This is a genomic window from Porphyromonas gingivalis ATCC 33277 (assembly GCF_000010505.1).
Taxonomy (GTDB): Bacteria; Bacteroidota; Bacteroidia; order Bacteroidales; family Porphyromonadaceae; genus Porphyromonas; species Porphyromonas gingivalis.
The window spans coordinates 938,172-962,792 of sequence record NC_010729.1 but is presented as its reverse complement, the minus strand read 5'-3'; the positions used below and the strand labels follow the sequence as shown (position 1 = coordinate 962,792).

19 protein-coding genes and 1 pseudogene are annotated in these 24,621 nt (G+C 49.2%); 5 read left to right on the top strand and 15 right to left on the bottom strand.

Translation table 11 applies throughout. From position 1 onward, the window contains the following. Together PGN_RS04165 and PGN_RS04160 are read right to left on the bottom strand one after the other, a co-directional pair. Nucleotides 1-711 carry a DUF3256 family protein gene (locus PGN_RS04165; protein WP_012457842.1) on the bottom strand — a complete coding sequence of 237 codons (711 nt, stop codon included), beginning with the start codon at nucleotides 709-711 and terminating at the stop codon, nucleotides 1-3. 64 nt (nucleotides 712-775) lie between these two features. Continuing rightward, nucleotides 776-1,234: an HU family DNA-binding protein gene (locus PGN_RS04160; protein WP_012457841.1), complete on the bottom strand. Its 459-nt coding sequence runs from the start codon at nucleotides 1,232-1,234 to the stop codon at nucleotides 776-778. A 231-nt stretch (nucleotides 1,235-1,465) separates the two neighbouring features. Between PGN_RS04160 and PGN_RS04155 the strand changes: the two genes are divergently transcribed. Continuing rightward, nucleotides 1,466-2,677 carry a DUF6080 domain-containing protein gene (locus PGN_RS04155; RefSeq protein WP_012457840.1) on the top strand — a complete coding sequence of 404 codons (1,212 nt, stop codon included), beginning with the start codon at nucleotides 1,466-1,468 and terminating at the stop codon, nucleotides 2,675-2,677. Between the two features lie 27 nt (nucleotides 2,678-2,704). Here the strand turns inward: PGN_RS04155 and rodA are convergent, their stop codons facing one another. The 7 genes from rodA to PGN_RS04120 all read right to left on the bottom strand — a co-directional run bounded on the left by rodA (nucleotide 2,705) and on the right by PGN_RS04120 (nucleotide 11,155). Next, nucleotides 2,705-4,162 carry a rod shape-determining protein RodA gene (gene rodA / locus PGN_RS04150; RefSeq protein WP_012457839.1) on the bottom strand — a complete coding sequence of 486 codons (1,458 nt, stop codon included), beginning with the start codon at nucleotides 4,160-4,162 and terminating at the stop codon, nucleotides 2,705-2,707. After that, complete coding sequence (gene mrdA, locus PGN_RS04145) at nucleotides 4,152-6,017, bottom strand: penicillin-binding protein 2 (protein WP_012457838.1); 1,866 nt, start codon at nucleotides 6,015-6,017, stop codon at nucleotides 4,152-4,154. The genes rodA and mrdA overlap by 11 nt, the downstream gene beginning before the upstream one ends. After that, on the bottom strand, nucleotides 6,010-6,528 hold the full coding sequence (gene mreD, locus PGN_RS04140; protein WP_004585452.1) for a rod shape-determining protein MreD: 519 nt from the start codon (nucleotides 6,526-6,528) through the stop codon (nucleotides 6,010-6,012). The genes mrdA and mreD overlap by 8 nt, the downstream gene beginning before the upstream one ends. Continuing rightward, nucleotides 6,528-7,415 (bottom strand): rod shape-determining protein MreC, encoded by an 888-nt coding sequence (gene mreC, locus PGN_RS04135; RefSeq protein WP_005873531.1) that lies wholly within the window; start codon nucleotides 7,413-7,415, stop codon nucleotides 6,528-6,530. Before mreC ends, mreD begins: the two co-directional genes overlap by 1 nt. A 37-nt stretch (nucleotides 7,416-7,452) precedes the next feature. Further along, a complete protein-coding gene (locus PGN_RS04130) occupies nucleotides 7,453-8,472 on the bottom strand; it encodes a rod shape-determining protein (protein WP_004585450.1) in 1,020 nt (339 codons plus the stop codon). Nucleotides 8,473-8,574: 102 nt separating this feature from the next. Next, on the bottom strand, nucleotides 8,575-10,092 hold the full coding sequence (purH, locus tag PGN_RS04125) for a bifunctional phosphoribosylaminoimidazolecarboxamide formyltransferase/IMP cyclohydrolase (RefSeq protein ID WP_012457837.1): 1,518 nt from the start codon (nucleotides 10,090-10,092) through the stop codon (nucleotides 8,575-8,577). A 160-nt stretch (nucleotides 10,093-10,252) separates the two neighbouring features. Next, a complete protein-coding gene (locus PGN_RS04120; RefSeq protein WP_012457521.1) occupies nucleotides 10,253-11,155 on the bottom strand; it encodes an IS982-like element IS195 family transposase in 903 nt (300 codons plus the stop codon). Nucleotides 11,156-11,351: 196 nt separating this feature from the next. On the opposite strand from PGN_RS04120, the gene PGN_RS04115 reads away from it, so the two are divergent. Both PGN_RS04115 and PGN_RS04110 read left to right on the top strand, forming a co-directional pair. Further along, a complete protein-coding gene (locus tag PGN_RS04115) occupies nucleotides 11,352-12,986 on the top strand; it encodes a site-specific DNA-methyltransferase (protein ID WP_012457836.1) in 1,635 nt (544 codons plus the stop codon). Beyond that, nucleotides 12,979-15,720, top strand: coding sequence for a DEAD/DEAH box helicase family protein (locus PGN_RS04110; protein ID WP_012457835.1), 2,742 nt, complete (start codon nucleotides 12,979-12,981; stop codon nucleotides 15,718-15,720). The genes PGN_RS04115 and PGN_RS04110 overlap by 8 nt, the downstream gene beginning before the upstream one ends. 76 nt (nucleotides 15,721-15,796) lie before the next feature. On the opposite strand, the gene PGN_RS04105 is transcribed toward PGN_RS04110, so the two are convergent. The 5 genes from PGN_RS04105 to PGN_RS04085 form a co-directional block, all read right to left on the bottom strand. Next, nucleotides 15,797-16,435, bottom strand: a complete 639-nt coding sequence (locus tag PGN_RS04105; protein WP_010956297.1) for a LysE family translocator — start codon at nucleotides 16,433-16,435, stop codon at nucleotides 15,797-15,799. A gap of 198 nt (nucleotides 16,436-16,633) precedes the next feature. Then, the gene (locus tag PGN_RS04100; protein ID WP_012457834.1) at nucleotides 16,634-17,683 is read right to left on the bottom strand and encodes a porin; all 1,050 of its coding nucleotides are present in this window, start codon (nucleotides 17,681-17,683) and stop codon (nucleotides 16,634-16,636) included. 49 nt (nucleotides 17,684-17,732) lie between these two features. Beyond that, a complete protein-coding gene (locus PGN_RS04095) occupies nucleotides 17,733-18,482 on the bottom strand; it encodes an ABC transporter permease (RefSeq protein ID WP_012457833.1) in 750 nt (249 codons plus the stop codon). Next, complete coding sequence (locus PGN_RS04090) at nucleotides 18,479-19,177, bottom strand: ABC transporter ATP-binding protein (protein ID WP_012457832.1); 699 nt, start codon at nucleotides 19,175-19,177, stop codon at nucleotides 18,479-18,481. Before PGN_RS04090 ends, PGN_RS04095 begins: the two co-directional genes overlap by 4 nt. Nucleotides 19,178-19,228: 51 nt before the next feature. Beyond that, entirely contained in the window at nucleotides 19,229-20,167 is a 939-nt protein-coding gene (locus PGN_RS04085) for an ABC transporter substrate-binding protein (protein ID WP_004585466.1), read from the bottom strand. Nucleotides 20,168-20,294: 127 nt separating this feature from the next. Between PGN_RS04085 and mutY the strand changes: the two genes are divergently transcribed. Together mutY and PGN_RS04075 are read left to right on the top strand one after the other, a co-directional pair. After that, on the top strand, nucleotides 20,295-21,440 hold the full coding sequence (gene mutY, locus PGN_RS04080; RefSeq protein WP_023846950.1) for an A/G-specific adenine glycosylase: 1,146 nt from the start codon (nucleotides 20,295-20,297) through the stop codon (nucleotides 21,438-21,440). Between the two features lie 1,179 nt (nucleotides 21,441-22,619). Further along, nucleotides 22,620-23,906, top strand: coding sequence for a T9SS type A sorting domain-containing protein (locus PGN_RS04075; protein ID WP_012457828.1), 1,287 nt, complete (start codon nucleotides 22,620-22,622; stop codon nucleotides 23,904-23,906). A gap of 293 nt (nucleotides 23,907-24,199) precedes the next feature. On the opposite strand, the pseudogene PGN_RS04065 reads toward PGN_RS04075, so the two are convergent. Beyond that, nucleotides 24,200-24,615: pseudogene (locus PGN_RS04065) on the bottom strand (PcfK-like family protein). Between the last annotated feature and the right edge of the window lie 6 nt (nucleotides 24,616-24,621).

The following is a 24,621-nucleotide window of genomic DNA, read 5'->3' as shown; positions in this document are numbered from 1 at the left end:
TTATCGAACCTGCCGAACGAATCGTCCGGACTGCCAACGATAGACCAACGGTTCGGGTGAAAGAAAAATTGCCGCAAGCGGTTTCTCCTCCTCCGCCAAGGTCTCTGTCACGGTCTGGCGGATGGAGAGTGTATCCGACTCTTCCGAGAGCGACACCTGCATATAGGACGGTGTCAGACTTGCATATATGGCCTGATAGGCATACGACTGCCTGTCCGTATGGGGAAGGAAAAAATCCTCTATCCGAGGTTGCTGCCAAAAGCGGTCGGCCTTGAGCGGCTTCCATTCGGTGGTGTAGAAATCGATCCGGCTATCCGCCACGGGGTGCAAGACGGTAGTGACCACGCAGATGACGGAGCTGCTATCCGAAAAGGGCAGGATGCGCATAAACACCTCTCCGACGGTACTGGTCTGAATCCTGATAAAGTTCCGATTGAGGAGAAACGTAACGGTACCTCCCAGAGAAGACTCCAGAGATGCCGTATGGGTAAAGCCGGAGAGATGGCCTGCCCTCCGGCACAAATCGTTCCGCTCCTCCATGGTTACGATCGGCAGGACGGATTCGGGCATGGCCAAGAAGCAACGCTCCAGTTCGCCCGCCACAATCTCCTGCGACCATGCAGGCAACACACTGCCGAATATACATCCTGAAAAAATGGCGAGGGCCAGACTCAGCGACTTGGCTGTCCGACCGATAAATTCCTTCTTCATTATGCTTGCAAAGATAATCGGACACGCAAAAAGCAGCAAATAGCACCCGAATCGGCCCCAAGGACTACAAGCCGGAGGATCCATTGCCCTCGGCCGACTCCGTGCCGGTGGCAGTGAGATCTTTCTTCTTGGTCAGATAGGGATTGTCCACCGCCACCTTGATCAAAGAGGAGGCTTCGCGCAGATGCCTGTTCTGTATGAACTGAATCTTCGCGCCCTTGATCGTCGTGGCATTGACCTCTTCGGGATGCTCCATAAACCGCCCGGGGGCATAAAGCCGAAAAGTCCCGATCTGTCCGAGCCTGACAGTATTGCCCTCTGCCAACTCGCGCTTGAGGTAATAGGCCAGTCGATCCACGGCATTACGCACATCGCCGGTCGTGAGCGAACTCATCTCGGCAACGTCCCTGATCACCTCTTCAAAGTCAATCACTTTCGATTTCTGAGCTTCGGCATAATACATCGTTTTGCCTGCATGCTTGCCTACTTTCATTCGGCGTTCCTTCACTGTGTACTGTATCATTTGTTCTGTCTTACTTCCGTGAAAACTTCCGAAGAGCCTCCTGACCGGCTCATCAGGCTCCAAATATAGACATTATAAACAGGATCTCCCATAAGAGGTATAGTATCCTCCCATAGGAGACCATAGTATCCTCTCATGTGAGACCATAGTATCCTCTCATAGGAGACCATAGTATCCTCTCATCATTATATAATATCTACATTTGCAACACTAAGAACTGAAACGCCTGAAATGATACGAAAGGGAGCCATCGGAAGACTGCTCTGTCGGTACCGAGAGGAAGCCGTTCTATGCTGCATACTCAGCCTGCTATACGGAGCACTGACAATGCACATCGCATCCACCGGACTGCTGACGCCACACGACGGACTCATCGGTGCATATCTGGGCTATGACAACTACTATCGCTTCGAAACGGCAGGAGGTGTCTTCGACATAAGCCATCCCTTCCTGAACCTCTTCTATGCCCTCAATCGGTTCGGATTCGTCACAATCGGAGGAGAGAGCTTAGCTCTCGGCATTTGTCTGACCTTGATGACGTTGTGCACGGCAGCAGGCGTAACGGCCACCTACGCCTATCTCCGCCGCGTGGCGGGTCAGGGACGGACGAGGAGCCTGCTCGTCACCCTCCTGTCGGCCGGCAGCTTCACAGCCCTTACCCTGCCGTTCACTATCGAGAGCTATCCGCTCTCGTTCTTCCTGCTTCCCCTTTCCATCACCGTACTGTCCGTTCGGTACAAGATGCGTGGGAGTTTCGGCGGAGGCACCATTCGCTGGTTTGCCTTTCTGCTGGGAGGAATCACCCTGACCAACGTGGCCAAACCGGCCTTGGCTTTCCTTTTGGAAAAAGGGACGATAGGCTCGCGAATCAGGAAAGGAGCAGCCTTGGCAGGAGCTTTCTCGCTCACCGTCCTGCTGATCGGCCTGCTTTTCACCTATCGGGCGGCCAAACAGGGACAACCCGAGAACGATCCGCGTACGCTGGCCATCCGCATGTTCGACTTCCGGCAGGGAGCCGACGAATCGGTAGCCGAATACTTCGGCCATCCGCTCCTGATCAGCGATCTGGCTCCGGCGCGCCGATACGAAGAGACCACCCTGCGCCCTACTCCCTATCGCCGGCCCTGGTCGTATATCGTGCCGCTGCTTTTCCTCTCGACGGTTGTCGCCGCCCCCTTGCTGAGGCGAAGGGAAAAGCTCGTTTGGCTGCTGCTCCTATATCTGTCAGTGGATGTAGGGGTCAATGTGATCGGAGGATACGGGATGAACGAAGCGGTGATATTCGGAGGACATTGGGTCTTTCTCTGGCCTATGTTGTTGGGATGGATTTACCGGTCGATCCCTCGGAAAGCCTACCGCCCGATGGATATGGCAGTCTTCCTGTTTGCAGCCGTGCAGACGGTGCACAACCTCTCGGTCATACTGCTGCGCCTGCATCTCTGACGGCGGCTGAAGAGGTTCGGCTCCTCCCTACCGGCAGTCTCGGTCGGCATCGAGCCGGAGAAAAATGAAGATCAACAGGGTAAAGCCCCAAAGAGAAGATCCTCCATAGCTGAAAAAGGGAAGGGGAATACCGATAACGGGTACCAGGCCGATCACCATCCCGACATTGATCGAGAGGTGGAAGAGCAATATGGCCGCCACGCTATGGCCATAGACGCGCGAGAAGACTTTGGTCTGACGCTCCGCCAACGCAACGATCCGTATGATCAGCGTGGCATAGCCGATCAGCAACAGCACGGAGCCTAAGAACCCCTGCTCTTCGCCCACGGTACAGAAGATAAAGTCCGTATCCTGCTCGGGCACATATTTCAGTTTGGTCTGTGTCCCTTTCAGGAACCCCTTGCCCATAAATCCGCCCGAGCCGATAGCTATCTTGGACTGGTCTACATTGTATCCTCCTCCGCGCAAATCGTCCTCTATTCCCAAGGCAACCCTGATACGCATCTGCTGGTGGGGCTGCATCACTTTGTTGAATACATAGTCCACCGAATAGAAGTAGCCCACCGAACACAGGGCGAAAACGGCTATCAGCGCATACGACAGTACATACCGCTTGATGGCCATTGACAAAGCCCATACGATCAATGCTGCCAAGAGACCGTATGCCACGAGGACAAAATCCACCGACACGAAGTACGACAGCACTATGGCTACGGCATAGGTGACAGCAGTAAGCCCTGCCGCCACGACATAGAAGCGTCCTCGCTCCTTGGTATAGATCCGCACGAGGAAGAATCCTATCACAAAAGCCATCGAGACCACAGACCATTCGGCGGCATCCGTATGTCCCCACCACACATCGCCTTGCAGCTTCAGAGCCGTGACGAAAAAGAGGACGGCACAGAAGGCAATGCCGATGAATACGCCGGACATTCCCTCACGATAGAGGGCAAGGAAAAAAGCTATATAGACGAGGGCAGACCCCGTTTCGTTCTGCATCAGGATAAGCAGTACGGGGATGAGGATAATGGCAAAAGTGGAGGCATAGGCCTTCATTCCCTGCAGGACGAAGTCGTTCTGATTCAGCTTCCATGCCAGGAAGAGGGCTGTAGTCACCTTGGCAAATTCGGCCGGCTGGAGTCGCAACGGTCCTATCACCAGCCACGAATGCGAGCCTTTTATATCCGGAGCTATCAGTATGGTCAGAGCCAAAAGCCCCAACATGGCGGCATAGAAGACGGGAGCCAGCGACTCGAAAATATCCGTCTCCATGAGCAGAACCATAAAGCCTATCACCACCGCGAGACCGATCCACAGGAGCTGCATCATCGGACGACCGCCCATCATGAAAAGGTGGGATATGTCGAAGTCGTAACTTGCGCCGCAGACAGCAAACCAACCGGCCACGACGAGCAGCAGATACAGAATGATGGTAAACCAATCGATCCGTCCCTTATAATCGCCTCGATCTCTCTTAAAAGACATTGCTGTAGTGAATTGCAGTGTTGGACATCTTCGTGGCCACGGCTTCGCCCTCCGGAGACAGTTTGCCTTCGCGGAGATAATACTCCATCATTACTCGTCCGATGGGGACTCCGTACACGGCTCCGAAGCCGCCGTTCTCCACATAGACGGATACGACCACCTTCGGATTGTTGCGAGGGGCAAAGCCAAGGAAAGCCGAGTGGTCTTTACCGTGAGGATTCTCGGCTGTACCCGTCTTGCCACATACCTCTATTTCCCCCGGGGCGAAGTTGGCTGCATGACAGGTTCCGCCCGTTACGGCTCTCGCCATTCCTTCTACTATATACTCCATATTCGCCGGACTGATGCCGCTATTCTGCCAGTTCGTATAAGCTGTATCGAGGGGGATCCCCTGAATGGCTTTCACCACATGCGGACGGCGATAGCGTCCCCTGTTGGCAATGATGACACCCAGATTGGCTATTTGGAGCGGAGTGGCCAGGATTTCGCCCTGACCGATCGAGATGGAAATAATGGTGGAGGAATTCCATCGCCCCTTATAAGCCTTGTCGTACACCTTGCTGTTGGGGATATAGCCTCGCCTCTCCCCGGGCAGATCCAGTCCAAGCCTGTAGCCGAACCCCAGTCCGACGATCCTGTTCTTCCAATGCTCGAATGCCTCCTGAACGGAAGGATAGAACCGCCTGCTGTCCAGCATGGCACGAAGCCCCCAGCAGAAGAAGGCATTACAGCTGGTGGCCAATGCCGGCACCAGACTGAGCGGAGAGCCGTGGCTGTGACAGGCCGGTCTGTTGTTCAGGGGAGGGAAACCGTGATAACAGCTAAAAGCATCCGTAGGCCTGATCACCCCTTCCTGCAGAAAGATAGCCCCTTGTGCCGGTTTGAAAGTGGAGCCGGGAGGATAGGTGGCCTGAATGGCACGGGCATACAGGGGCTTGTTTCGATCATGTTCCATCTCCAGATGATTTTTCCCCCTGTCCTTACCGGCAAGTAGCGAGGGATCGTAGGAGGGTGAAGAGACGAGACAGAGTACTTCCCCCGTCTCCGGTTCGATCATTACTATAGCTCCGCGCTTCCCCTGCATCAGCTGTTCGCCCAGTGTCTGTAGCTTGCTGTCGATCGAAAGGGTCAGATCGCGTCCGGGAATGGCCGGCGAATCGTATTTGCCATCGGAGTAGTGTCCTTTGATACGACCGCGAGCGTCACGAAGCAGGACTTCTATCCCTTTTTCGCCTCGGAGCGTTTTCTCGTACTGACGCTCTATACCGCTTCTACCCACATAGTCGCCGGCAATGAGCGAGCTGTCGCGCTCTAAGTCACGCATATTCGCTTCGGAAAGATAGCCCAGCACATGTGCGGCTCCATGATACTTATATTGACGGATGGCACGGGGACGAATGGAAAAGCCCGGGAATTTGAACAGCTGCTCCTGAAAACGTCCCGCTTCGCGAGGGTTCAATTGCGCCAGCAGGAGTTGAGGTACGTAAGGCGAATAGCCGGGGTTGATACGACGATCCCTTATGTCCTGAAAACGCTTGCGTACATACTCCGGCTCCACATTCAAGGTCTGGTACAGGGCAAGGGTATCGAATTCGCCTACCTCTTTCGTCACGGCTACAAGGTCATAGGCCGGTTCGTTATACACGAGGAGCTCTCCGTTGCGGTCGTATATCACCCCACGCGAAGGATATACAGGCTTCTGATAGAAAGCATTGCTATCGGCACGAGCCTTATAGTTCGGACTTAGGATTTGCAAATAGAAAAGGCGTATCGCATAGATGAATACCACACAGATAGTGGCTATCACCAATAGGAAACGATGTTTTTCGTTGGGATCTTTCCGCTGTTTACTCATTTTCTGGCATTTTGAGTCTCTTGCCGAAAAGCGAGTTCATAATAAGCAATAGCAGATAAGTCAGCAGGATGCTTGCTCCTGTACGAAGCAGCATATACGGCACACTCGACAGGCTCCACGAGTCCAGAATGAAAAGGAGCAGATGATGTATGATGGTAAGCTCCAGCACGAATACATATATACCGACTTTCAGATTCCGTGCCGACGGTGGATACCCCAAGTCCGAATCCTTTTCCAAGAAAGGACGTGCCAGCCCGTTGCGGACGAAAGCCGTAGCCGTCAATGATGCGGCATGCAGCCCGGGTACTCCACTAAGGATATCGAGGAACATGCCTATTATGAATGCTCGCCACAAGAGAGCGGAAACAGACACGTTCAGCGGCAACAGCATCAGAGTATATATATAGACGAAAGGGGTGGCTACTTTGAACAGAAATATGTAGTTGAACACCCATACCTGTAGTAGAACCAGCAGCACAGCTGCCAAGAAAAACCTTATCTCACGAATCATCAGTAAGCCTCCGTTTTGGGTATGCCGTTTTCCTCCTCCAGCTTTTGCCTCTCTATATCGATCTTGTTCAGGATCACATACACATCCGTCAGCCTACCGAAGTCGGCAGACAGGATTACAGGTACGGCACTGAACGAATTTCTCTCGGCCAAAGGCGTATCCTTGCCCTTTATCTTGCCCACACGTCCGACCATCAGGTTAGCAGGGAAGATGGATGAATACCCGCTCGTTACTACCGTATCTCCCTGTGCTAACTGCACGTGACGGGGCAGATCGGTCAGCTGGGCTACATTGCTCCCGGGCTTCTCCCACAGAATGGAACCTACATATTCGCTTCCCTTGAGTCGGCAACTGAGTTTGAATTTCGGGTTGATGATCGGGATCACAATAGCATAATGATCTGAAGCAGCCGTTACGGCACCCACCACACCCGTAGCCGACACTACACCCATTTCCGGCAGTACACCATCGGCTCGTCCCTTATCTATGGTCATGAAATTCTCCACCCTGTTATAGGAAGCATTGACCACCTGTGCTCTCAGGTAGTCCATCTCCACTGGTTGCGGATTGAGGGAATCCGGCCGGAACAGTAGGGGGCGTACAGAATCGGCTACGGCTGCATCAACAGCTCTCTTGAGCGAAATGTACTCCAACTCCAACCGTGCATTGGCATCGAGAAGCATACGATTTTTCTCACGCAGACTCATATAACTGCGCACTTCGCCCGTCAGGCTATTGATGCGCCCCGTCAGGGCATTGGCTACCGCCATTCCCTGCGCTCGATGGTAGATGCTATCGTTGAAGAGTACGACAAAGGCTACCGTCTCCAGAAAAAGAAACAGTAGCCAATGTTGATGACGTACTATAAACTCGATGAGCTTACGCATGTTAGAGCATGCAGGAAGAAAGTTTTTCGGACTATCTCTATCGGATCAGGAAGTTGAATGTGTCCACGTATTTAAGCGCAATCCCCGTACCCTTGGCTACAGCCAACAGAGGCTCATCGGCTACTTGGAAAGTGATACCGAAACGATCGGTCAGACGCTTGTCCAAACCGCGCAACATAGCTCCTCCTCCGGTCAGGAATACACCGTTCCTTACGATGTCGGCATAGAGTTCGGGAGGGGTTTCCTCCAATGCTTTGAGGATGGCAGCTTCGATCTTCACGATGGACTTCTCCAGACAATGTGCCACCTCCTTATAACTTACGGGTATCTTCCTCGGAAGGGTATCCATCTGGTCTGCACCGCAGACCAGATAGGTCTCGGGCGGTGAAGCCAAGTCTTCCGAAGCTGCACCTACATTGATTTTGATCTGCTCAGCTGTACGCTCCCCGATCTTTACATTGTGTTCGCGGCGCATATAGTCCATAATATCATTGGTCAGTTCATCACCGGCTACACGAATGGACTGGTCCATGACGATACCGCCCAGTGAAATGACGGCGATCTCCGTTGTACCTCCACCTATATCCACAATCATATTTCCCTCCGGAGCCAATACATCGATGCCGATACCCACAGCAGCAGCCATAGGTTCATATATCATATATACGTCACGCCCACCTGCATGCTCGCTGGAGTCGCGCACGGCACGCATCTCGACTTCCGTACTACCCGAAGGTATACCGATCACCATGCGGAGCGATGGATGGATCCAGCGATGCTTCTTACCGATCATACGGATCATACCGCTTATCATCTGCTCGGCAGCTTTGAAGTCGGCTATCACACCATCTCGCAAGGGGCGTACTGTCCTGATATGCTGGTGTCCTTTCTCATACATCTCACGAGCATCTGTCCCTACTGCTATCACTTCATCCGTGCGACGATCGAATGCTACTACGGAAGGTTCGTCCAAGACGACCTTACCATCTTTGATGATTATCGTATTAGCCGTACCTAAGTCAATGGCCAATTCCTGTCGAAAAGAAAATAATCCCATCTTGTTCTGTATCTGTAGAAAAGCATTTCCTGTGCTTGTGACGGTACGGGAGTCCTATACCCCGACCATTCTCTTGCGACAGGCCTATTTTCTATGTTTTTGTTAATGTTTGAAATGTCTTACACCCGTCATCACCATGGCAATACCTTTTTTTGTGGCCTCTTCGATGCTCAGATTGTCCTTAATGGAACCTCCGGGCTGAATGATAGCGCGAATACCTGCTTCGGCTGCTATCTCTACACAATCGGCAAAAGGAAAGAAAGCATCGCTGGCCATGACAGCCCCATTCAGGTCAAAGCCGAAATTCCGTGCTTTATCGATAGCCTGTCGCAAAGCATCGACTCTGGAGGTCTGCCCAACTCCACTGGCACAAAGTTGGCTATCCTTGACCAAAGTAATAGCATTACTCTTGCTATGCTTCACTACCTTATTGGCAAAGATGAGGTCGTCCGTTTCATCTGCTGTAGGCACTACGGGTGTTACAGGTTTGAAATCGACAGTCTTGGCTGTCACACCATCCACCTGCTGCATGAGCACACCGCCAAACATGGAGCGGAACTGCCACTGCTCACGTACAGGCTCTTTCTGTAGAAGGATAATCCTGTTCGTCTTGCGTGTCAGATATTCCATGGCAGCATTATCGTAGTCGGGAGCAATGATCACCTCGAAGAAAATCTTGTCGATCTCCTGAGCTGTCTCCCTATCGATAGGAGTATTTGTCACCAATATGCCGCCAAAAGCCGATACGGGATCACCGGCAAGAGCAGCCTGCCAAGCTTCGATCAGTGTACCGCGCGAAGCTATGCCACAGGCATTCGTATGCTTGAGGATGGCAAAGGTGGGGGCGGAAAACTCACTGATAAGCGATACCGCAGCTTCGATGTCCTGCAAATTGTTGTAGGAGATTTCTTTTCCTTGGAGCTTATCGAAATAGCGGTCGAAGTTGCCGAAAAAGAATCCTCGCTGATGAGGGTTCTCCCCATAGCGAAGCACTTTCGGGCTATCTGCCGACATACGAAAAGCCGTCTGCTCTCCATCATCGAAATAGCGGAAGATAGCACTGTCGTATGCCGAACTCACAGCGAAAGCCTCTCGAGCATAATGTCTGCGTTCAGCCAAAGAGGTTCGAGCTCCCTGCTCTTTCAGCAGGCTGTAAAATCCGGCATACTGTGCCCGTGACGAGATGATAACGACATCTTCGAAGTTTTTGGCAGCTCCTCTAATGAGAGAGATACCGCCTATATCTATCTTCTCAATGATATCTTCTTCCGATGCTCCTGATGCCACGGTGGCCTCGAATGGATATAGATCCACGATGACCAAATCGATAAGAGGTAACCCGTACTCGCCTACTTCTCGCACATCGCTTTCATGACCGCGACGAGCCAAAATACCGCCGAAGATCATTGGGTGTAATGTCTTCACCCGTCCCCCGAGCATCGAAGGATAACGCGTCAGATCATCCACGGCCCGACACGCATAACCGAGCGAAGTGATAAATTCATGAGTTCCTCCTGTGGATACGAACTCTACCCCTTGTCTGTTCAATTCGGCCAGTATCTCGGCCAAACCTTCTTTATGATAGACCGATATGAGAGCTCTGCGGATAACCTTTTCCATCACACGCAATTTGCTGCTTGATTACTACGTAATTAAATTGGAATGACTACAAAGGTAGTGCTTTTTCCGAGAGATAGTTGCTGCATTATTTCTCGGATACAGGGCAATCGCATTTGAACTGTTAACACACTTATAAACCTAACGATTACGTCAGTTCGATCTAAGCGGAAATAGGAAAGTTAGGGTTTCTGATGATTTCAATATTGAGTTCAGGCTTTTTAGGCAGGATGTTGTAAGCGATGATACCGGAGATCAGGTTGGTGACAAAATTGTTGACACTGCGATGTCTCGTGTGCTCTATCTGACAGACATTTTTGAGCATATCATTGACCGTTTCGATCAAGGCTCTCTTTCTCAATAAAACTTTGTCATATAGATGCATCAGGGAGTTCTTCATGTTCTTTTTGATTTTGGTTATCATGTGGATGTCATCGACAAAGAGCCGGTCAAAAAGGTTTTGGGAAATGTAGCCTCTATCGGCAATGAGTTTGCCAAAAAGATTCTTGGTGAATGTTCCGTCTTTCAGAGGTTCTCTGTCATCACAATTGCCCGGTGTGATTTGATAGTTGATGATTTCACCCCTGTCGTTGATAACAATATGTAGCTTGAATCCATAAAACCAACCCATGGTGCTTTTGCCTTTTTGAGCCCATCCCCTCATTGTCCTATGCCCATGAGCTCGTTTGATATGACAAGCCTTCAGTGGGGTGGAATCGATGAAAGAGATGCCTGTACATTGACCCAAACAACACATATTGAGAAATGCTATCAGCTTGAAACCTACCCTGCTTTGCAGCTCCACAAAGCGATTATAAGAGACAAGATGTGGGAACTCGGATCGACAAGAATGGGTGATGTATTGAAGATAAAAAGCTTTCAAATCTCGGTATCTTGACAGATGAAACAGGATCAGGATGGTCATGACCTCACTGTCCGACATCTTAAACTTTCTATTCCTGCGTTTTTTGTCTGCCTCTTCGAGGGTCTTTTTCTTGATTGCTTCATCAAAAAGCTTGGAGAAATCATCTATGATGCAAAAAACATCAACTATATTTGTCTTCATAAAGTAGCGTTTTGTTTGTTCGTATCTTATTGATTGTCAACAGCTAAGATACAAATAATTCGCTACTTTTTCAAGCATAATGCCCACGTTCTTTGGGCGTTTAACCCTAATCAGAAAACAAATTCATTGGCTTTTTCTTACGTCGAACTGACGTTAATAATGAATGGATAATTTGGAACAACAGACTACTTACGATATGAAGCAAAGACTCGAACTCACGTGGATAGGCAAGGGCGAAGAGGATGTCCTCGAGCCACGCATCCTGATAGAGAACCCCGAATATAGCTACGGAGACCCTGATACAGGCAACCTCCTCATTCACGGCGACAACCTCCTCGCCCTCCGTTCGCTTGTTGCCTCGGGCTACGCAGGCAAGGTCAAGTGCATCTACATCGACCCGCCTTACAATACGGGTTCGGCATTTACGCACTATGATGATATGCAGGAGCACTCCATCTGGCTATCGCTGATGAAGCAACGATTGGAGTTGCTCCGAGAACTACTCGCTCCAGATGGGGTGATATTTATTAGCATAGATGATGATGAGTGCCACTACCTGAAGGTGATTTGCGATGAGGTGTTCCTTCGAGTAAACTATTGTGGTTCCTTTATTTGGGAGAAGAAAAGAAAACCATCCTTTTTGAATAGTCAAATGGGAAGTGTTACAGAATATGTCCTCTGTTATGCTCGTGACCGAAAAAGATTATCTCCATTTTCTATTGAAACAACCTCTGGAGATGAAACATATCCACTCTACAATAGCGGAAATAGTAGAGGCATTTTAGTATTCCCTCCGCATAGTCTATACTTCCCTAAGTTGAATGTTGGAGTTATAAAAGCACAAGACTTTGAAGAGGAAACAAGCTTGGTGACACTCTTAAACGACTGTGAGGTCAAACAGTATTGGAATACGAACGAGGTTCAAATAGAGGGTGAATGGCGATATAGTCAAGCCTCAATAAATGAGCAAATACAAAATGGAGAACATTATATCATCAAGTCTAAAAAATTTCGACCTCGTCGTGTCTTTAGCACCTCAAAAGCTAAAACCATGCATAACTTACTTTCGCGAGCTCATGTTAATATGTCAACGTATGAGGACGCAACGAAAGAAAGTATAAACTTGTTTGGAGACAATGCTTTTGATTACCCCAAACCCGAAATGCTTATATCAGTACTTATCCAATGTGCGACTCAGCCTGGCGACCTTGTGCTGGATAGCTTCCTCGGTAGCGGTACGACGGCGGCAGTGGCACACAAGATGGGTCGTCGTTACATCGGTATTGAGCTGGGCGACCATGCTTATACGCATTGCGTGCCTCGCCTGAAGAAAGTGATCGATGGCACAGACCAAGGAGGCATCACCGCCTCCACAGGCTGGGCAGGTGGCGGAGGATTCCGCTTTTGCGAACTTGCCCCAACGCTCCTCAACGAAGACGAACACGGAGTGATGGTCATCAGCCCCGAATACAATGCCGAGATGCTGGCTGCCGCCATGGCGCTCCATGAGGGCTTTCGCTATGCTCCCGATGCCGAAGTCTTCTGGAAGCAGGGACACAGCACGGAGAGCGACTACATCTATACCACCACGCAGCACCTGACGATAGAGACACTGCAGTATATCGATTCGTTGCTCGGGGAGGGCGAGACGCTGCTCATCTGTTGCACCTCGCACGGGGCAGGCTTAGGTAGTCGCTTCCCTCGCATCACGGTGAAGCGCATCCCACGCATGCTCCTCGGTCGCTGTGCCTTCGACCCTGCCAAGAGCTATGACCTCAACATCATTACCCTACCCGAAGTAGACCCTCAAGACGAAGACGACGATGAGTAAGAAAGACAAAAACGAAACGCTGAAAGAGGTCAAGAGTCGCCTCTCCATGCGTGAGCCTCTGGCGCAGTGCTTGGGGGTGATTGCCGATATTACGGATAAGCTCAGCCTCGACAAACGCCCCACAGGCCAAGAGGAACAAAAGGATTTCTTGGCAGACGAACTGGCAAAAGCCCGCGAGGTAGTCCCCTCACTCAAGAGCTTCGGGCGCAACTTCCCCTCGCTGACCTGCTCCATCGCCACGGGCATAGGTAAGACGCGCCTGATGGCTGCCACCATCTACTACCTGCATCAGGTACACGGCATCAAGCATTTCTTCGTCCTCGCTCCCAACCTCACGCTCTACAACAAGCTGCTGCGCGACTTTGGCGACCCAGGTTACGACAAGTACGTATTCAAAGGCTTGGCAGAATACGTCACCAATCCGCCTGTGGTGATTACGGGCGAGAACTATCTTTCTGTTCGTCCGACTATGGGCAACCAACAGCTCTTCCAATACGACGAGATCGAGATCAATATCTTCAACATCGCCAAGTTCAACTCCGATAATAAGACCTCCAAGAAAGGCGGAGTGGTGTCGGCACCTCGCATGAAACGCCTCTCGGAGTACCTCGGCACGAGCTATTACGACTATCTGGCCTCGCTGCCCGACCTTGTCGTGCTGATGGACGAAGCACATCGCTACTATGCCGATGCCTCTCGCTTGGCTATTGACGACCTCTCCCCCGTCTTGGGGATAGAGATGACGGCGACCCCGCTGAGGGACAATAAGCCCGTGGGCAATATCATCTATGAGTACAATCTCGCCGAAGCCCTTCGAGAGGGATTGTATGTCAAGATCCCCACTATTGCCAAGCGAGCAGACTTCCGTAGCGAAGGACTGACGCCTGCCGAAGTGGAGCGCATCAAGCTCGAGGACGGACTCTCGGTGCATCAACACACGATGGCGAGTCTGGAGATCTATGCACGGACTTACTCCAAGCCCCATGTCAAGCCCTTCGTATTGGTGGCTTGCCGAGACCTCGAGCATGCTCGCCAAACAACCGAATACTTAGAGAGCGACAGCTTCTACTCGGGACGCTACAGGGGCAAGGTGCTACAGATAGATAGCTCCACCAAAGGGGAGGACGACCTCGCACAGCTCTTCCTTACCATCGAGGAGGAGGGCAATCCCATCGAGATTGTCGTTCATGTCAACATGCTTGGTGAGGGCTGGGATGTTCGCAATCTTTACACCATCATTCCGCTCCGTGCGGCTAATGCGCATACACTCATCGAGCAAACCATCGGCAGAGGCTTGCGTCTGCCTTTCGAGGGCAAGCGAACGGGCGTGGAGCATATCGACAAACTCACGATCATTGCCCACGACAACTTCCAGAGGATTGTAGATGCAGCCAACGAAGAGGACAGCATCCTGCATCGCTGTAAGTATGTCGAGCTGGATGCCGAGGATTTGGACACAGATCCAGTGCAGATCGTCACCTTCGAACCCAAAACGAATGAACCGTTGGCGCACTATCAGGCTCAGGTCGCCTCTGCCCAGACCTCTCAAGGGCGAGAGAAGGCACAGACTCTGTGCGATGCCACGGAGGCCATTCAAAGAGTACTCAGCGAAGTGGCGATAGAGACACAGTCCGCCTCGATAGAGGAGATTGCTCGTAATGAGGCAAAGCTGGAGGTCCTCGTCAACAAAGCCAAAGAATCAGTAGCCCAGACAAACTCTATATTTACCCCTCTGGTGCAAGAGGAGCTTAGCACGGCTTTCGTCAAAGAGACCATTACGCGCTTCAAACGTAACCTCATCGAGATCCCTCGCATCAGTATATTGCCTCGGGAGATACGCTATGAATTGGAGCGTTTCGAGGTCGACTTCAGCAAGGAACAATTCAAATTCACAGAGCGCAAGGAGCGCATTGTACGCCAAAACCTCGTCGATAGCAAACAGGAACAGCTGGAAGTGGTCGAGAGTGGTCGCACACAAAATATCAAGAGCAAACTATTGATGCTCCTACTCGATGAGCCAGAAATAGACTACTCAGAGATGAGAGAGGAGTTGGTCGATGCACTCAACCAAGTGCTGGAGTATGTACACAGCTATAGCGCAGATGATCAGGCAGCTATTCGCACGCTTGACCAAAACAGCCAGCTGATAGCCTCGCGTCTGTATGAGCAGATACGCAAGCACTTCGTCCAGGAGGTGATAAGCTATGGAGAGGCAAAGGTTTTACCTTTTGTCAAGATCGAACCTGTTTATCTCGGGGAGCGTGCAGGTTATCCTCGCAAAACCCTGTACGAGGCGATACCTTCGCTTCATCAGATTCGTCGCTTCATATTCCATGGCTTTGCCAAAGCCTGCCACGAGTGCTACAGCTTCGATAGTGGCACCGAACGCAACTTCGCTCAAATCTTGGAGCAAGATGTCGAAGTGCTTACTTGGTTGCGCCCATCAGCAATGCAGTTCAATATCCACTGGGGCAAAGATAGCCGTCGCTACGAACCCGACTTCGTGGTGGAGACTACGGACTGCATTTATCTCGTCGAGACCAAGGCGAGCAAAGAGCTAAGCAATGAAGAGGTATTAGCCAAGGCAGAGGCAGCACGGCAATACTGCTCCCTCGCCACAGACTACACCACGCAGCATGGTGGCAAGCCCTGGCACTATCTCCTCGTTTCGCACCTAGACATAGAACCAACGTTTAGCTTTAAGTACGTCTGTGAGTTGAGTAAAAGTATTTGATGCAGAACGATGCTGCGATAGCGTCAGTTCGACGTGAGAAAAGGAAAGGGAGCTTTAGCGTGCAGAGGCAGGATTGCTATTTCAATATATCGGATAAGCCGGCGAATAATCCGAAACCGGATATCACCATAAAAATAACGGCTACGATGCGGTTGAACCACCGTATGCCAACGACATTGATACGATTGCGTAGCAGGCTGAAAAGATAAGTGATAAGAGACCACCAGCCAATCGCCCCCAAAGCTATACCTAACATGCCGGAGGTATAACCGACTAACATCCTCCCCGGAACATCGGTGACGAAGTTGAAGCGGGAATATAGAGCGATAAAAAAGAAAATGATAAAAGGGTTGGATAGCGTAAGGCCAAAAGAGCTTAGGACGGTATGCCATACAGAGTAGTTATTATCCTTGTCATCCACCTTGAAGGTGGGTGCAGTCCGATACAGATATATACCGAATAGAAACATGACGACACTGCCGAGAAGCTGTAGCCAAGCCTCGTTGCTGTCAATGAAGTTCATCACCAAACCTATTCCCAGATACGTGACAGTGGCATAGAAGAGATCGCTAAGTATGGCTCCGATACCGGTGTAGAATCCATCGCGCCGTCCCCTGTGCAGAGTCCTTCGAATACACAAAATTCCGATCGGCCCCATAGGAGCCGACACGAGAATGCCAATGAGAATACCGTATAGAATTGAAGTGGCAACCATGCCGTAGAAAGGCAAAATTTCCTTATTGTCCTGCTAAGCCGGATTGCAAAGATAAACATTCTACCCTGTTATATCCTAATCCGTTTTCGCCGGATTTCTTGAAAAGAAAAAGTCCGGAACAAGGGGGCAACCTCCTGATCCGGACTTTCATGTGAAACACAGCTTAATAATCCGTTTTCCTTATGTTTCGATCTGCTGTCAGAATGCTACCTGCACCTGTGTTAGCAGAGCGTGTGTGTTGTTGTACTCGCCTTTCGGATTGCTCAATACATACTGTGCCTGCAAACGACACTTTGGGAAGAACCAGTACTGAAGGCCGGCGGTAATATTATGAACTTGTTGCCTTTCGTACAAATCCATAAAGTCATATGATCCGATGATATCGAGGTTTTTGAACAATCGTCCTACCCCTGTGACGTAAAAGCCCTTACTAATCATGTCATCGTCTTTGCCTTCGAGGTATTCACTACGCAGATCGAAGTATTTGGAACGGAACATACCTCCTACACTCCAGCGGGATCTGTCGTATAAATCTCCGGCCATAATCTGTTTGCTATTGATTTTGATGGGAGCATCATTCAGGGCAGCGGTCTTGCCACTCATGAAACTACCGGTAAAGGATAGACACTCGATGGGACGAAGTGTAAGACTCCCTTCTAAAGTTTTGTGTTTGCTGCCATCAAGTGTATTTATGCCTTGGCCGTTGAGCACTCCGAGACGATAGCCCAGTATATCATTGAAGAGATCACCGTAGATTTCCAAGCCTACGTCGCGGCCACTCTGAGCCCCCATCAGAGGATCGGAGCCATTTCCTGCTGCGAGGAAGTTGGTGGCCATCGATCCGCATGAAATGGTTTCGATGGTAGTTGGAGACAGTTGGTTTTCGATCGAAAATGCTGTCTTGAACTGTCCCAATCGTATCCCAAAACCAGAACAAGTGCGGAAGGAAGTGTATAGTTCTAAATTGGTGTGTCTTTTTGCAAAATCAGAAATGAAGGTTACAGACCATTTGTCCGTGATGGCGACATTGGCACGAAGGGTGATACGCTTTACATCGAATGTGTTGTAGTTCTCCTTTTCGGAACTCGCCGTAGGGAGCCACAAGGAGGAAAACCCTGCTTGCGCATAACCACTGAGGCTAACCCGTTCTTTGATTGCATTGAAAATACTGTTTGCGGACTTTTGGGCGCAAATACTCCCTGTTCCTAGCATCATCAAGGATGCAGCTAATAGATGTTTTACTTTCATTTCTTGATCGTTATTGTTTTGTTGAATGATGATTTCTTTGATTGTATGGCTAACTGTTCCTCCATCTGCATAGTGCGGTCTCAAGACCATCCACGAGCAAAAAAAGGAAAAAACCTGCCATTCCTAAAACCACGATGCCCACGTACATCTCCGTATAGCTGATACGCATCCATGCATCGACAATGAAGAATCCCATGCCCTTATTCGTCCCGTATGTCTCTGTCACGAAGAGTACCGATATGGCTGTCCCAATGGCCACTCGTAGTGTGGAGAGTGCTTCGGGAGTAATGGCCGGCAGGATCAGATGACGCATCAGTTGAGCATGAGTCGCTCCCAATGAGGTAAGGACAAGAAAGCTCTCTTTGGAGATATTGCGAAGGCTGTCGCGCAGGTTGACGATGATTTGGAAGATGATGATCAGTACGATCATAATTATTTTGGTCACGTCGCCCAGTCCTGCCAAGAGCATGATGATCGGTAAGAGTGCTAATTTGGGGATAGGATAGCAGAAATAGACGAACGAATCCATCACACGGCCAAAGTTCTTGTAACGGAACATGGAGAGTGCTACCATGAATCCCAAGACGAGGGCTATCGAAATGCCGATGACGATTCGTAGCAAGCTCGCCATCAGATGTGCGGACATGGACTGCTGCCATACCGTTCCTATTTGGGAGTAAACAGTAAGAGGATTCACCAGCACAGGGGTATTGAGGAGCAGTGCAGCTGGATACCACAGGAGATTGAGCAGTAGAGCACCCATTAGCACTCGCCCAAGAAACCCTTTTGTCTTTCTCATGGTTCGATCCGGTTCAGCTTTCTACGGATGGTGTCGCTATCCGGATGTTCGCACAAGCCTCTGATTCGTCCGGGCGTACCCCCTATGACAGCTACCCGGCTACTCATCGCTACGGCTTCTTCCACATTGTGCGTTACCATGACAGTGGTGACCCGATGTTTATCCCAAAGTCCAAGGAAGAGTTGTCTGCTTTTCTCGGCTGTGAGCATATCAAGAGCTGCGAATGCTTCGTCAAGCAGGAGCAATTGCGGGCGTTGGAGAAATACTCGTGCCAGTGCCACACGCTGACGTTGCCCTCCGCTTAGATCCTTCGGATACCGATGCAATATGTCCGACAAGCCGAGGGTGTGTACAATGCTCTCAAACTCCGGCATCTCTATGGCTTCCTTTCGCAGGGTATATGGAAGTACGATATTCTCACGCACTCGTTTCCATGGCAAAAGCCCATATTGCTGGGGAACTATTCCTATGGAAAAAGATTTCGGATTCAGAGGTTTCCCATCGAATAGCACTTCGCCCTCATACTCTGTCAGTACACCTGCCAAAACGTGCAGGAGTGTCGATTTGCCACAGCCCGAAGGTCCCGTTATGGCAAAAATCTCTCCTTTGGGAATATTCAGTGAAAGACCGTCCAATGCTTTCACTTCCGTACTCCCGTGGCGATATGTAACGGCCAGATTGCGAATAGAGATCATTTGCCTAATGGAGGAATCTGCGTTTCGTCCGTCTCTTGATTATGCCGGACTTTAGCGGATCAGATCCTTGCCGGTATAGTCGCTCGGGACCAATTTCTTGGCATGTAGCCAGTCGATAGTCTGTTGCAGATCTTCTATTGTGGGCTTCTGTCCATGTGTATAGTCGGGCAGAATCACATCATCTACCAAGGGTTCGGGTACACCGACATCTTCGATCAGGATATTTCGGATGGCTTTTCTATCGTGCGAAAGGATGTAGTCCACTGCCAGATCGTATCCTCGAAGCAGTATATCGATGGCTTCTTGCTTCTCTCTGATGACACTGCCGGCAAACATCGCTCCGGTTACGAATATGCCCAGATCCTGAGTGGAGACAAGGGACATCATTCCATCCGCCATCGCAATGGTAATGAATGGATCCGGTAGGACGGCTGCGTCGATCTGTCCGCTGCGAAGCATTTCCAAGCGCAAAGGGATTTTATTGACTTCGGTCTTGGTTATCTCGCTTTCGTCCAGTCCTGCGGTATTGATAATTCGGTCGGTGGTGTACTCAATGACCGTATTGCGCGATATACCCAGATTCTTTCCTTTGAGGGTTTCCAAGCTCTCACCTGTATAATCTTTGGACATTACCAGCCGGAAGTATCCGTCGAGACGCATCACCAGTTGCAGATCGATACCTCCTGCTTGCTGCATGGCTGCTCCCGTATAATCGATGACCGTACCCTCCACATTGCCCGAATGGAAAGCCGCATCACGTTCATTGGGCGAATAAAACTTGACAATCTCCAGTTTCAGTCCGAGTGAATCGTAAATGCCGGTTTTCTGTGCTACAACGAAAGGCAGATAGTCCATGGAAGGCATGGCTCCGAGAGAGAGGGTATAAGGCTCTTTTTGTTTGTCTGCAGAGCTTTTCTTGTTACCACATGAAGAGAGGGTGATGCTCAAAACCGCCAGAACAAGGAGGGTAAAAAAAGAAAAATTTTTCATCGCGTTCTCTAGATTGTGAAAAGACTATGGTTGTATCCCAAGTATCGAAATGAGTTACAAAGATGCAAAGAATTACATACATCAGTTTATATCTTTGCACAAACAACATTTCCTATTCCAATCCTGCATGACAAATTCCTCTTCCCGAACAAGAAGTCTACCGTCGGAAAGCAAGATCGATCCTCTTCCTTATTTCCCTGAATTGCGAAAGCTATTGGCCGAATGGTACGATGCCAATAAACGGGATTTGCCGTGGAGACAAACGGACGACCCCTATCGTATCTGGATATCCGAGGTTATACTGCAACAGACGCGCGTGGAGCAGGGGAGGGACTATTATCATCGCTTTATCGAACGCTTCCCCGATGTCCACTCATTGTCTCTCGCTTCTGAGGATGAGGTGCTGAAGCAGTGGGAGGGCTTGGGCTATTACTCCCGGGCGCGCAATCTGCATCGTGCAGCCCGTATGATAGTCTCCGACTTCGGAGGTTGCATACCTCGTACCAGGCAGGAGATACTACAGCTCCCGGGTATAGGCGATTATACGGCTGCTGCTGTTCTCTCCTTTGCTTATGATCTGCCTTTTGCAGCCGTGGATGGCAATATCTTTCGTGTCATCAGTCGGCTCATGAACCTTGATACGCCGATAGATACCCCTGCCGGCAAGAAGCTTTTTTCTTTCTGGGCTGATGCTTTGCTCGATAGGGAAGCTCCGGCAAGGCACAATCAGGCCATTATGGAGTTTGGGGCACTTCATTGTACACCCACGTCTCCTTCTTGTCTGCTATGCCCGGTGCGCCGTTTTTGTATGGCCGATACAGCCGGTTGTGCCGATGCTTTGCCGGTCAAAAAGGGTGGACTTCGCATTACAAATCGCTATCTCTATTTCATATATATACGGGTTATCACCCCGACCGGTGTCTACACTTATATTCGAAGGCGTCCGAGCGGAGATATATGGCAGGGTTTGTACGAGTTTCCCTGTGTCGAGCTATCCGATCATGCAGTTTTAGAGACCTTGTTGCTGTCTCCCGAATTAGGCAATTTGCTACGATCCATTTCCGGTAGTATGGATAGCTTACCATTCAAAACATTCAAGCACCAACTTACGCATCGCAACCTGTGGATTCATGGTTATAGGCTTACAGCCCGTCTCGATAAAGCTCCCGAACTGGATGGCTACTGCTGCATCCGAGAGGAACAGCTTGACGATTTTGCCTTTCCCCGTGCCCTCAATTTGCTGCTCGATGCGCTGCCACTTTGTGATAAATAATAAAATGAAGAGTGCATATCTAAGTGAAAAATTTTTCTGCCTTGATCATTGACAATATCGACGAATATTTGTTCGGGAATTATGAACTTTCATGCTCAAGTCTTTTTGTTATATTTGCAGCTGATAAAACACTTTTGTTCGATACTAATGATCGCTATTGAAAATGCTTTTCGATTGAATAGAATTGCTTGCTAAATGACTGAATGATAAGAATATGTTCGCTGAATTCCTCCACCTCTATAGCCGTTTTGGCTTATCCGTTTTTGTGTATTCATATATCTCTTCTCCCAAGAAGTCGATAGATTTCTATCATGATTATGAGGTATAAGCCGGAATAACCCTCACCGATAGTCCAAACACAGATAAGGCACGCTCCAAATTCATTGAATAATTTGGAGCGTGCCTCTTTTATTTTACCTCCTTAAAAGGCTTTTTATTCCATGCATTTTCTATATAAATAGAATTCGATTTATATATTTATTGAAATCATTTTATATATAAATCAAAAACGATCTATATACAAATCGAAAATGGTTTATATACAGATCGTTTTCTTATCTCTCAAAAGTCATGTTTCGATCTGAAAAAGTCCATTCTCTGAACTTTCAAACTTCAAAATCCACTTCTCCTTAACCTCTTATTTGGAATCATTCCAAACTCGTCTTCGTTGTTGAAAACTTTTTTGGCACGTATTTTTTCCCTACAAGATGATACAAAACAAGGAAGCCTCTTTCTCTGTTACGCGAGGCTTCCTTATTGCCGGGGCGAGTGAAAGTTCATGGAGATAACAGACAGTATGCGAATGGTTTCTGCTGCCATAGAGCTTTCGAGATTGGAATCTTCCGAGCCTAAAAAATGCTCTCATAAGCGGAAACTTCGACATTGGCATACATCGAATCCAGGTCAGGCCGGTGGTGCCGGAATGTGCAACAGCTGACAAATTGCTTCCGGATATTTAGCATTAATCGGAGGAATACTATATTTGCGACCGAAAACAAGAGATCACTTACGGAACCACTATTTTATCAGCCGATCGGGGGAGCACCAATCCTTCGGTTGCCGATATCTTCTGTGCAGATAGAGCTGTCTGCTCTCTGTAGTATGTTTCCCGACTCATCTCTTGACGTTGTTAGGATCGAATCTGTGGCATAGACCACAAATAGAAAACCAAATACTAATATGAAACTTTCATCTAAGAAAATCTTAGCAATCATTGCATTGCTGACGATGGGGCATACTGTGCAGGCACAGTTTGTTCCGGCTCCCACCACAGGGATTCGCATGTCTGTCACTACAACCAAGGCCGTAGGCGAAAAAATCGAATTGTTGGTTCATTCCATAGAGAAGAAAGGCATCTGGATCGATCTCAATGGGGATGCCACTTACCAACAAGGAGAGGAAATAACCGTATTCGATGAGGCATACCACGAATACACGATCGGGACGCAAACCCTCACTATCTATGGTAATACGACCCGATTGGGCTGTCGATCTACCGGTGCAACGGCTGTCGATGTAACGAAAAACCCTAATCTGACCTATCTCGCATGCCCGAAAAATAATCTGAAATCATTGGACTTGACGCAAAACCCAAAGCTGCTGCGAGTTTGGTGCGACTCTAACGAAATAGAAAGTTTGGACCTGAGTGGCAATCCGGCTTTGATCATCCTCGGCTGTGACAGGAATAAGCTGACTGAGCTGAAGACCGATAACAACCCCAAGTTGGCCTCTCTTTGGTGTTCCGATAATAACCTGACGGAGTTGGAACTCAGCGCCAATCCTCGTCTCAATGATCTTTGGTGCTTCGGTAACCGGATCACGAAACTCGATCTGAGTGCCAATCCTCTATTGGTAACACTTTGGTGCAGTGACAATGAGCTTTCGACCTTGGATCTTTCCAAGAATCCGGACATTGCTTACCTCTGGTGCTCATCGAACAAACTTACATCCTTGAATCTGTCGGGGGTGAAGGGACTGAGTGTTTTGGTTTGTCATTCCAATCAGATTGCAGGTGAAGAAATGACGAAAATGGTGAATGCTTTGCCCACACTATCTCCTGGCGCAGGTGCTCAGAGCAAGTTCGTCGTTGTAGACCTCAAGGACACTGATGAGAAGAATATCTGTACCGTAAAGGATGTGGAAAAAGCTAAAAGTAAGAACTGGCGAGTATTTGACTTCAACGGTGATTCTGACAATATGCTTCCATACGAAGGAAGTCCGACATCGAACTTGGCAGTAGATGCTCCCACAGTCAGGATATATCCCAATCCGGTAGGAGGATATGCCCTCGTCGAGATCCCCGAATCTCTTTTGGGGCAGGAAGCTGCTTTATACGATATGAATGGGGTAAAAGTCTATAGTTTCGCGGTAGAGTCTCTTCGTCAGAACATTGACCTGACACATCTTCCCGACGGCACTTATTTCTTCCGTCTCGATAACTATACCACTAAGCTCATCAAACAGTAGGCGAATCCTACCGTAGGGGAACGAATAAGTGAAGAGGGGATCTCTTGTAAATTGGAATTGCCAATTTACAAGAGATCCCCTCTTTTTTGCAGGGCAACCGCATCAAAATGTAAGTGCCTGATTATCAATCATAGTTTTGAGTACATTCTTTATCTTTGAGTATAATCTCCGAAATGCAATCATTTGAAAATTAGCAACTTGTATTTTCTCGAAATTTTTGATGCGGTTGCCCTGACTGCTCAGCTCCGTTACCTGTTTCTGAAATTTGTTTCTCGGTTTCATGTGTCGATAAATTATAAATCGAATAAACTCGGTTGGAGGGTTGCATCGACAGTCGTTTTAGCTTTTTTCTTTGTCGGCTGTGTCATCTTTCGGTAGGCTTCTTCCTGCGCCCTCTGCATCGCTTCCCGATGAGCCTGTGCCTTTTCTTTGGCTGTCAATTCTACCACCTGATTTACTACAACATGTGCGTTTATCGGACTACCGATGTCAATGTTATCTTCATCGAAATAATGAACTGCCATCGAATAAATTTCATCATCGGCAAATCCGTTGCAACCGCTTTGTTTTACTGTGTTTAAGATGTATTGAATGAACTGTCCATGTCTTTATCCTTCTTACGGTAATTCTCCGCAAAGAGTTCATCATATTGCGCCTGTTCGTCCAGATAATTTTGGATAACGTTCTTGAAATGCTCTGTACCTTTCATTGTCAT

Excerpts from the sequence above, each read along its gene's own strand:
- PGN_RS04165 (WP_012457842.1), bottom strand. The coding sequence starts at position 711 with ATGAAGAAGGAATTTATCGGTCGGACAGCCAAGTCGCTGAGTCTGGCC.
- PGN_RS04160 (WP_012457841.1), bottom strand. The coding sequence starts at position 1,234 with ATGATACAGTACACAGTGAAGGAACGCCGAATGAAAGTAGGCAAGCAT.
- PGN_RS04155 (WP_012457840.1), top strand. The coding sequence starts at position 1,466 with ATGATACGAAAGGGAGCCATCGGAAGACTGCTCTGTCGGTACCGAGAG.
- rodA (WP_012457839.1), bottom strand. The coding sequence starts at position 4,162 with ATGTCTTTTAAGAGAGATCGAGGCGATTATAAGGGACGGATCGATTGG.
- mrdA (WP_012457838.1), bottom strand. The coding sequence starts at position 6,017 with ATGAGTAAACAGCGGAAAGATCCCAACGAAAAACATCGTTTCCTATTG.
- mreD (WP_004585452.1), bottom strand. The coding sequence starts at position 6,528 with ATGATTCGTGAGATAAGGTTTTTCTTGGCAGCTGTGCTGCTGGTTCTA.
- mreC (WP_005873531.1), bottom strand. The coding sequence starts at position 7,415 with ATGCGTAAGCTCATCGAGTTTATAGTACGTCATCAACATTGGCTACTG.
- PGN_RS04130 (WP_004585450.1), bottom strand. The coding sequence starts at position 8,472 with ATGGGATTATTTTCTTTTCGACAGGAATTGGCCATTGACTTAGGTACG.
- purH (WP_012457837.1), bottom strand. The coding sequence starts at position 10,092 with ATGGAAAAGGTTATCCGCAGAGCTCTCATATCGGTCTATCATAAAGAA.
- PGN_RS04120 (WP_012457521.1), bottom strand. The coding sequence starts at position 11,155 with ATGAAGACAAATATAGTTGATGTTTTTTGCATCATAGATGATTTCTCC.
- PGN_RS04115 (WP_012457836.1), top strand. The coding sequence starts at position 11,352 with ATGAAGCAAAGACTCGAACTCACGTGGATAGGCAAGGGCGAAGAGGAT.
- PGN_RS04110 (WP_012457835.1), top strand. The coding sequence starts at position 12,979 with ATGAGTAAGAAAGACAAAAACGAAACGCTGAAAGAGGTCAAGAGTCGC.
- PGN_RS04105 (WP_010956297.1), bottom strand. The coding sequence starts at position 16,435 with ATGGTTGCCACTTCAATTCTATACGGTATTCTCATTGGCATTCTCGTG.
- PGN_RS04100 (WP_012457834.1), bottom strand. The coding sequence starts at position 17,683 with ATGAAAGTAAAACATCTATTAGCTGCATCCTTGATGATGCTAGGAACA.
- PGN_RS04095 (WP_012457833.1), bottom strand. The coding sequence starts at position 18,482 with ATGAGAAAGACAAAAGGGTTTCTTGGGCGAGTGCTAATGGGTGCTCTA.
- PGN_RS04090 (WP_012457832.1), bottom strand. The coding sequence starts at position 19,177 with ATGATCTCTATTCGCAATCTGGCCGTTACATATCGCCACGGGAGTACG.
- PGN_RS04085 (WP_004585466.1), bottom strand. The coding sequence starts at position 20,167 with ATGAAAAATTTTTCTTTTTTTACCCTCCTTGTTCTGGCGGTTTTGAGC.
- mutY (WP_023846950.1), top strand. The coding sequence starts at position 20,295 with ATGACAAATTCCTCTTCCCGAACAAGAAGTCTACCGTCGGAAAGCAAG.
- PGN_RS04075 (WP_012457828.1), top strand. The coding sequence starts at position 22,620 with ATGAAACTTTCATCTAAGAAAATCTTAGCAATCATTGCATTGCTGACG.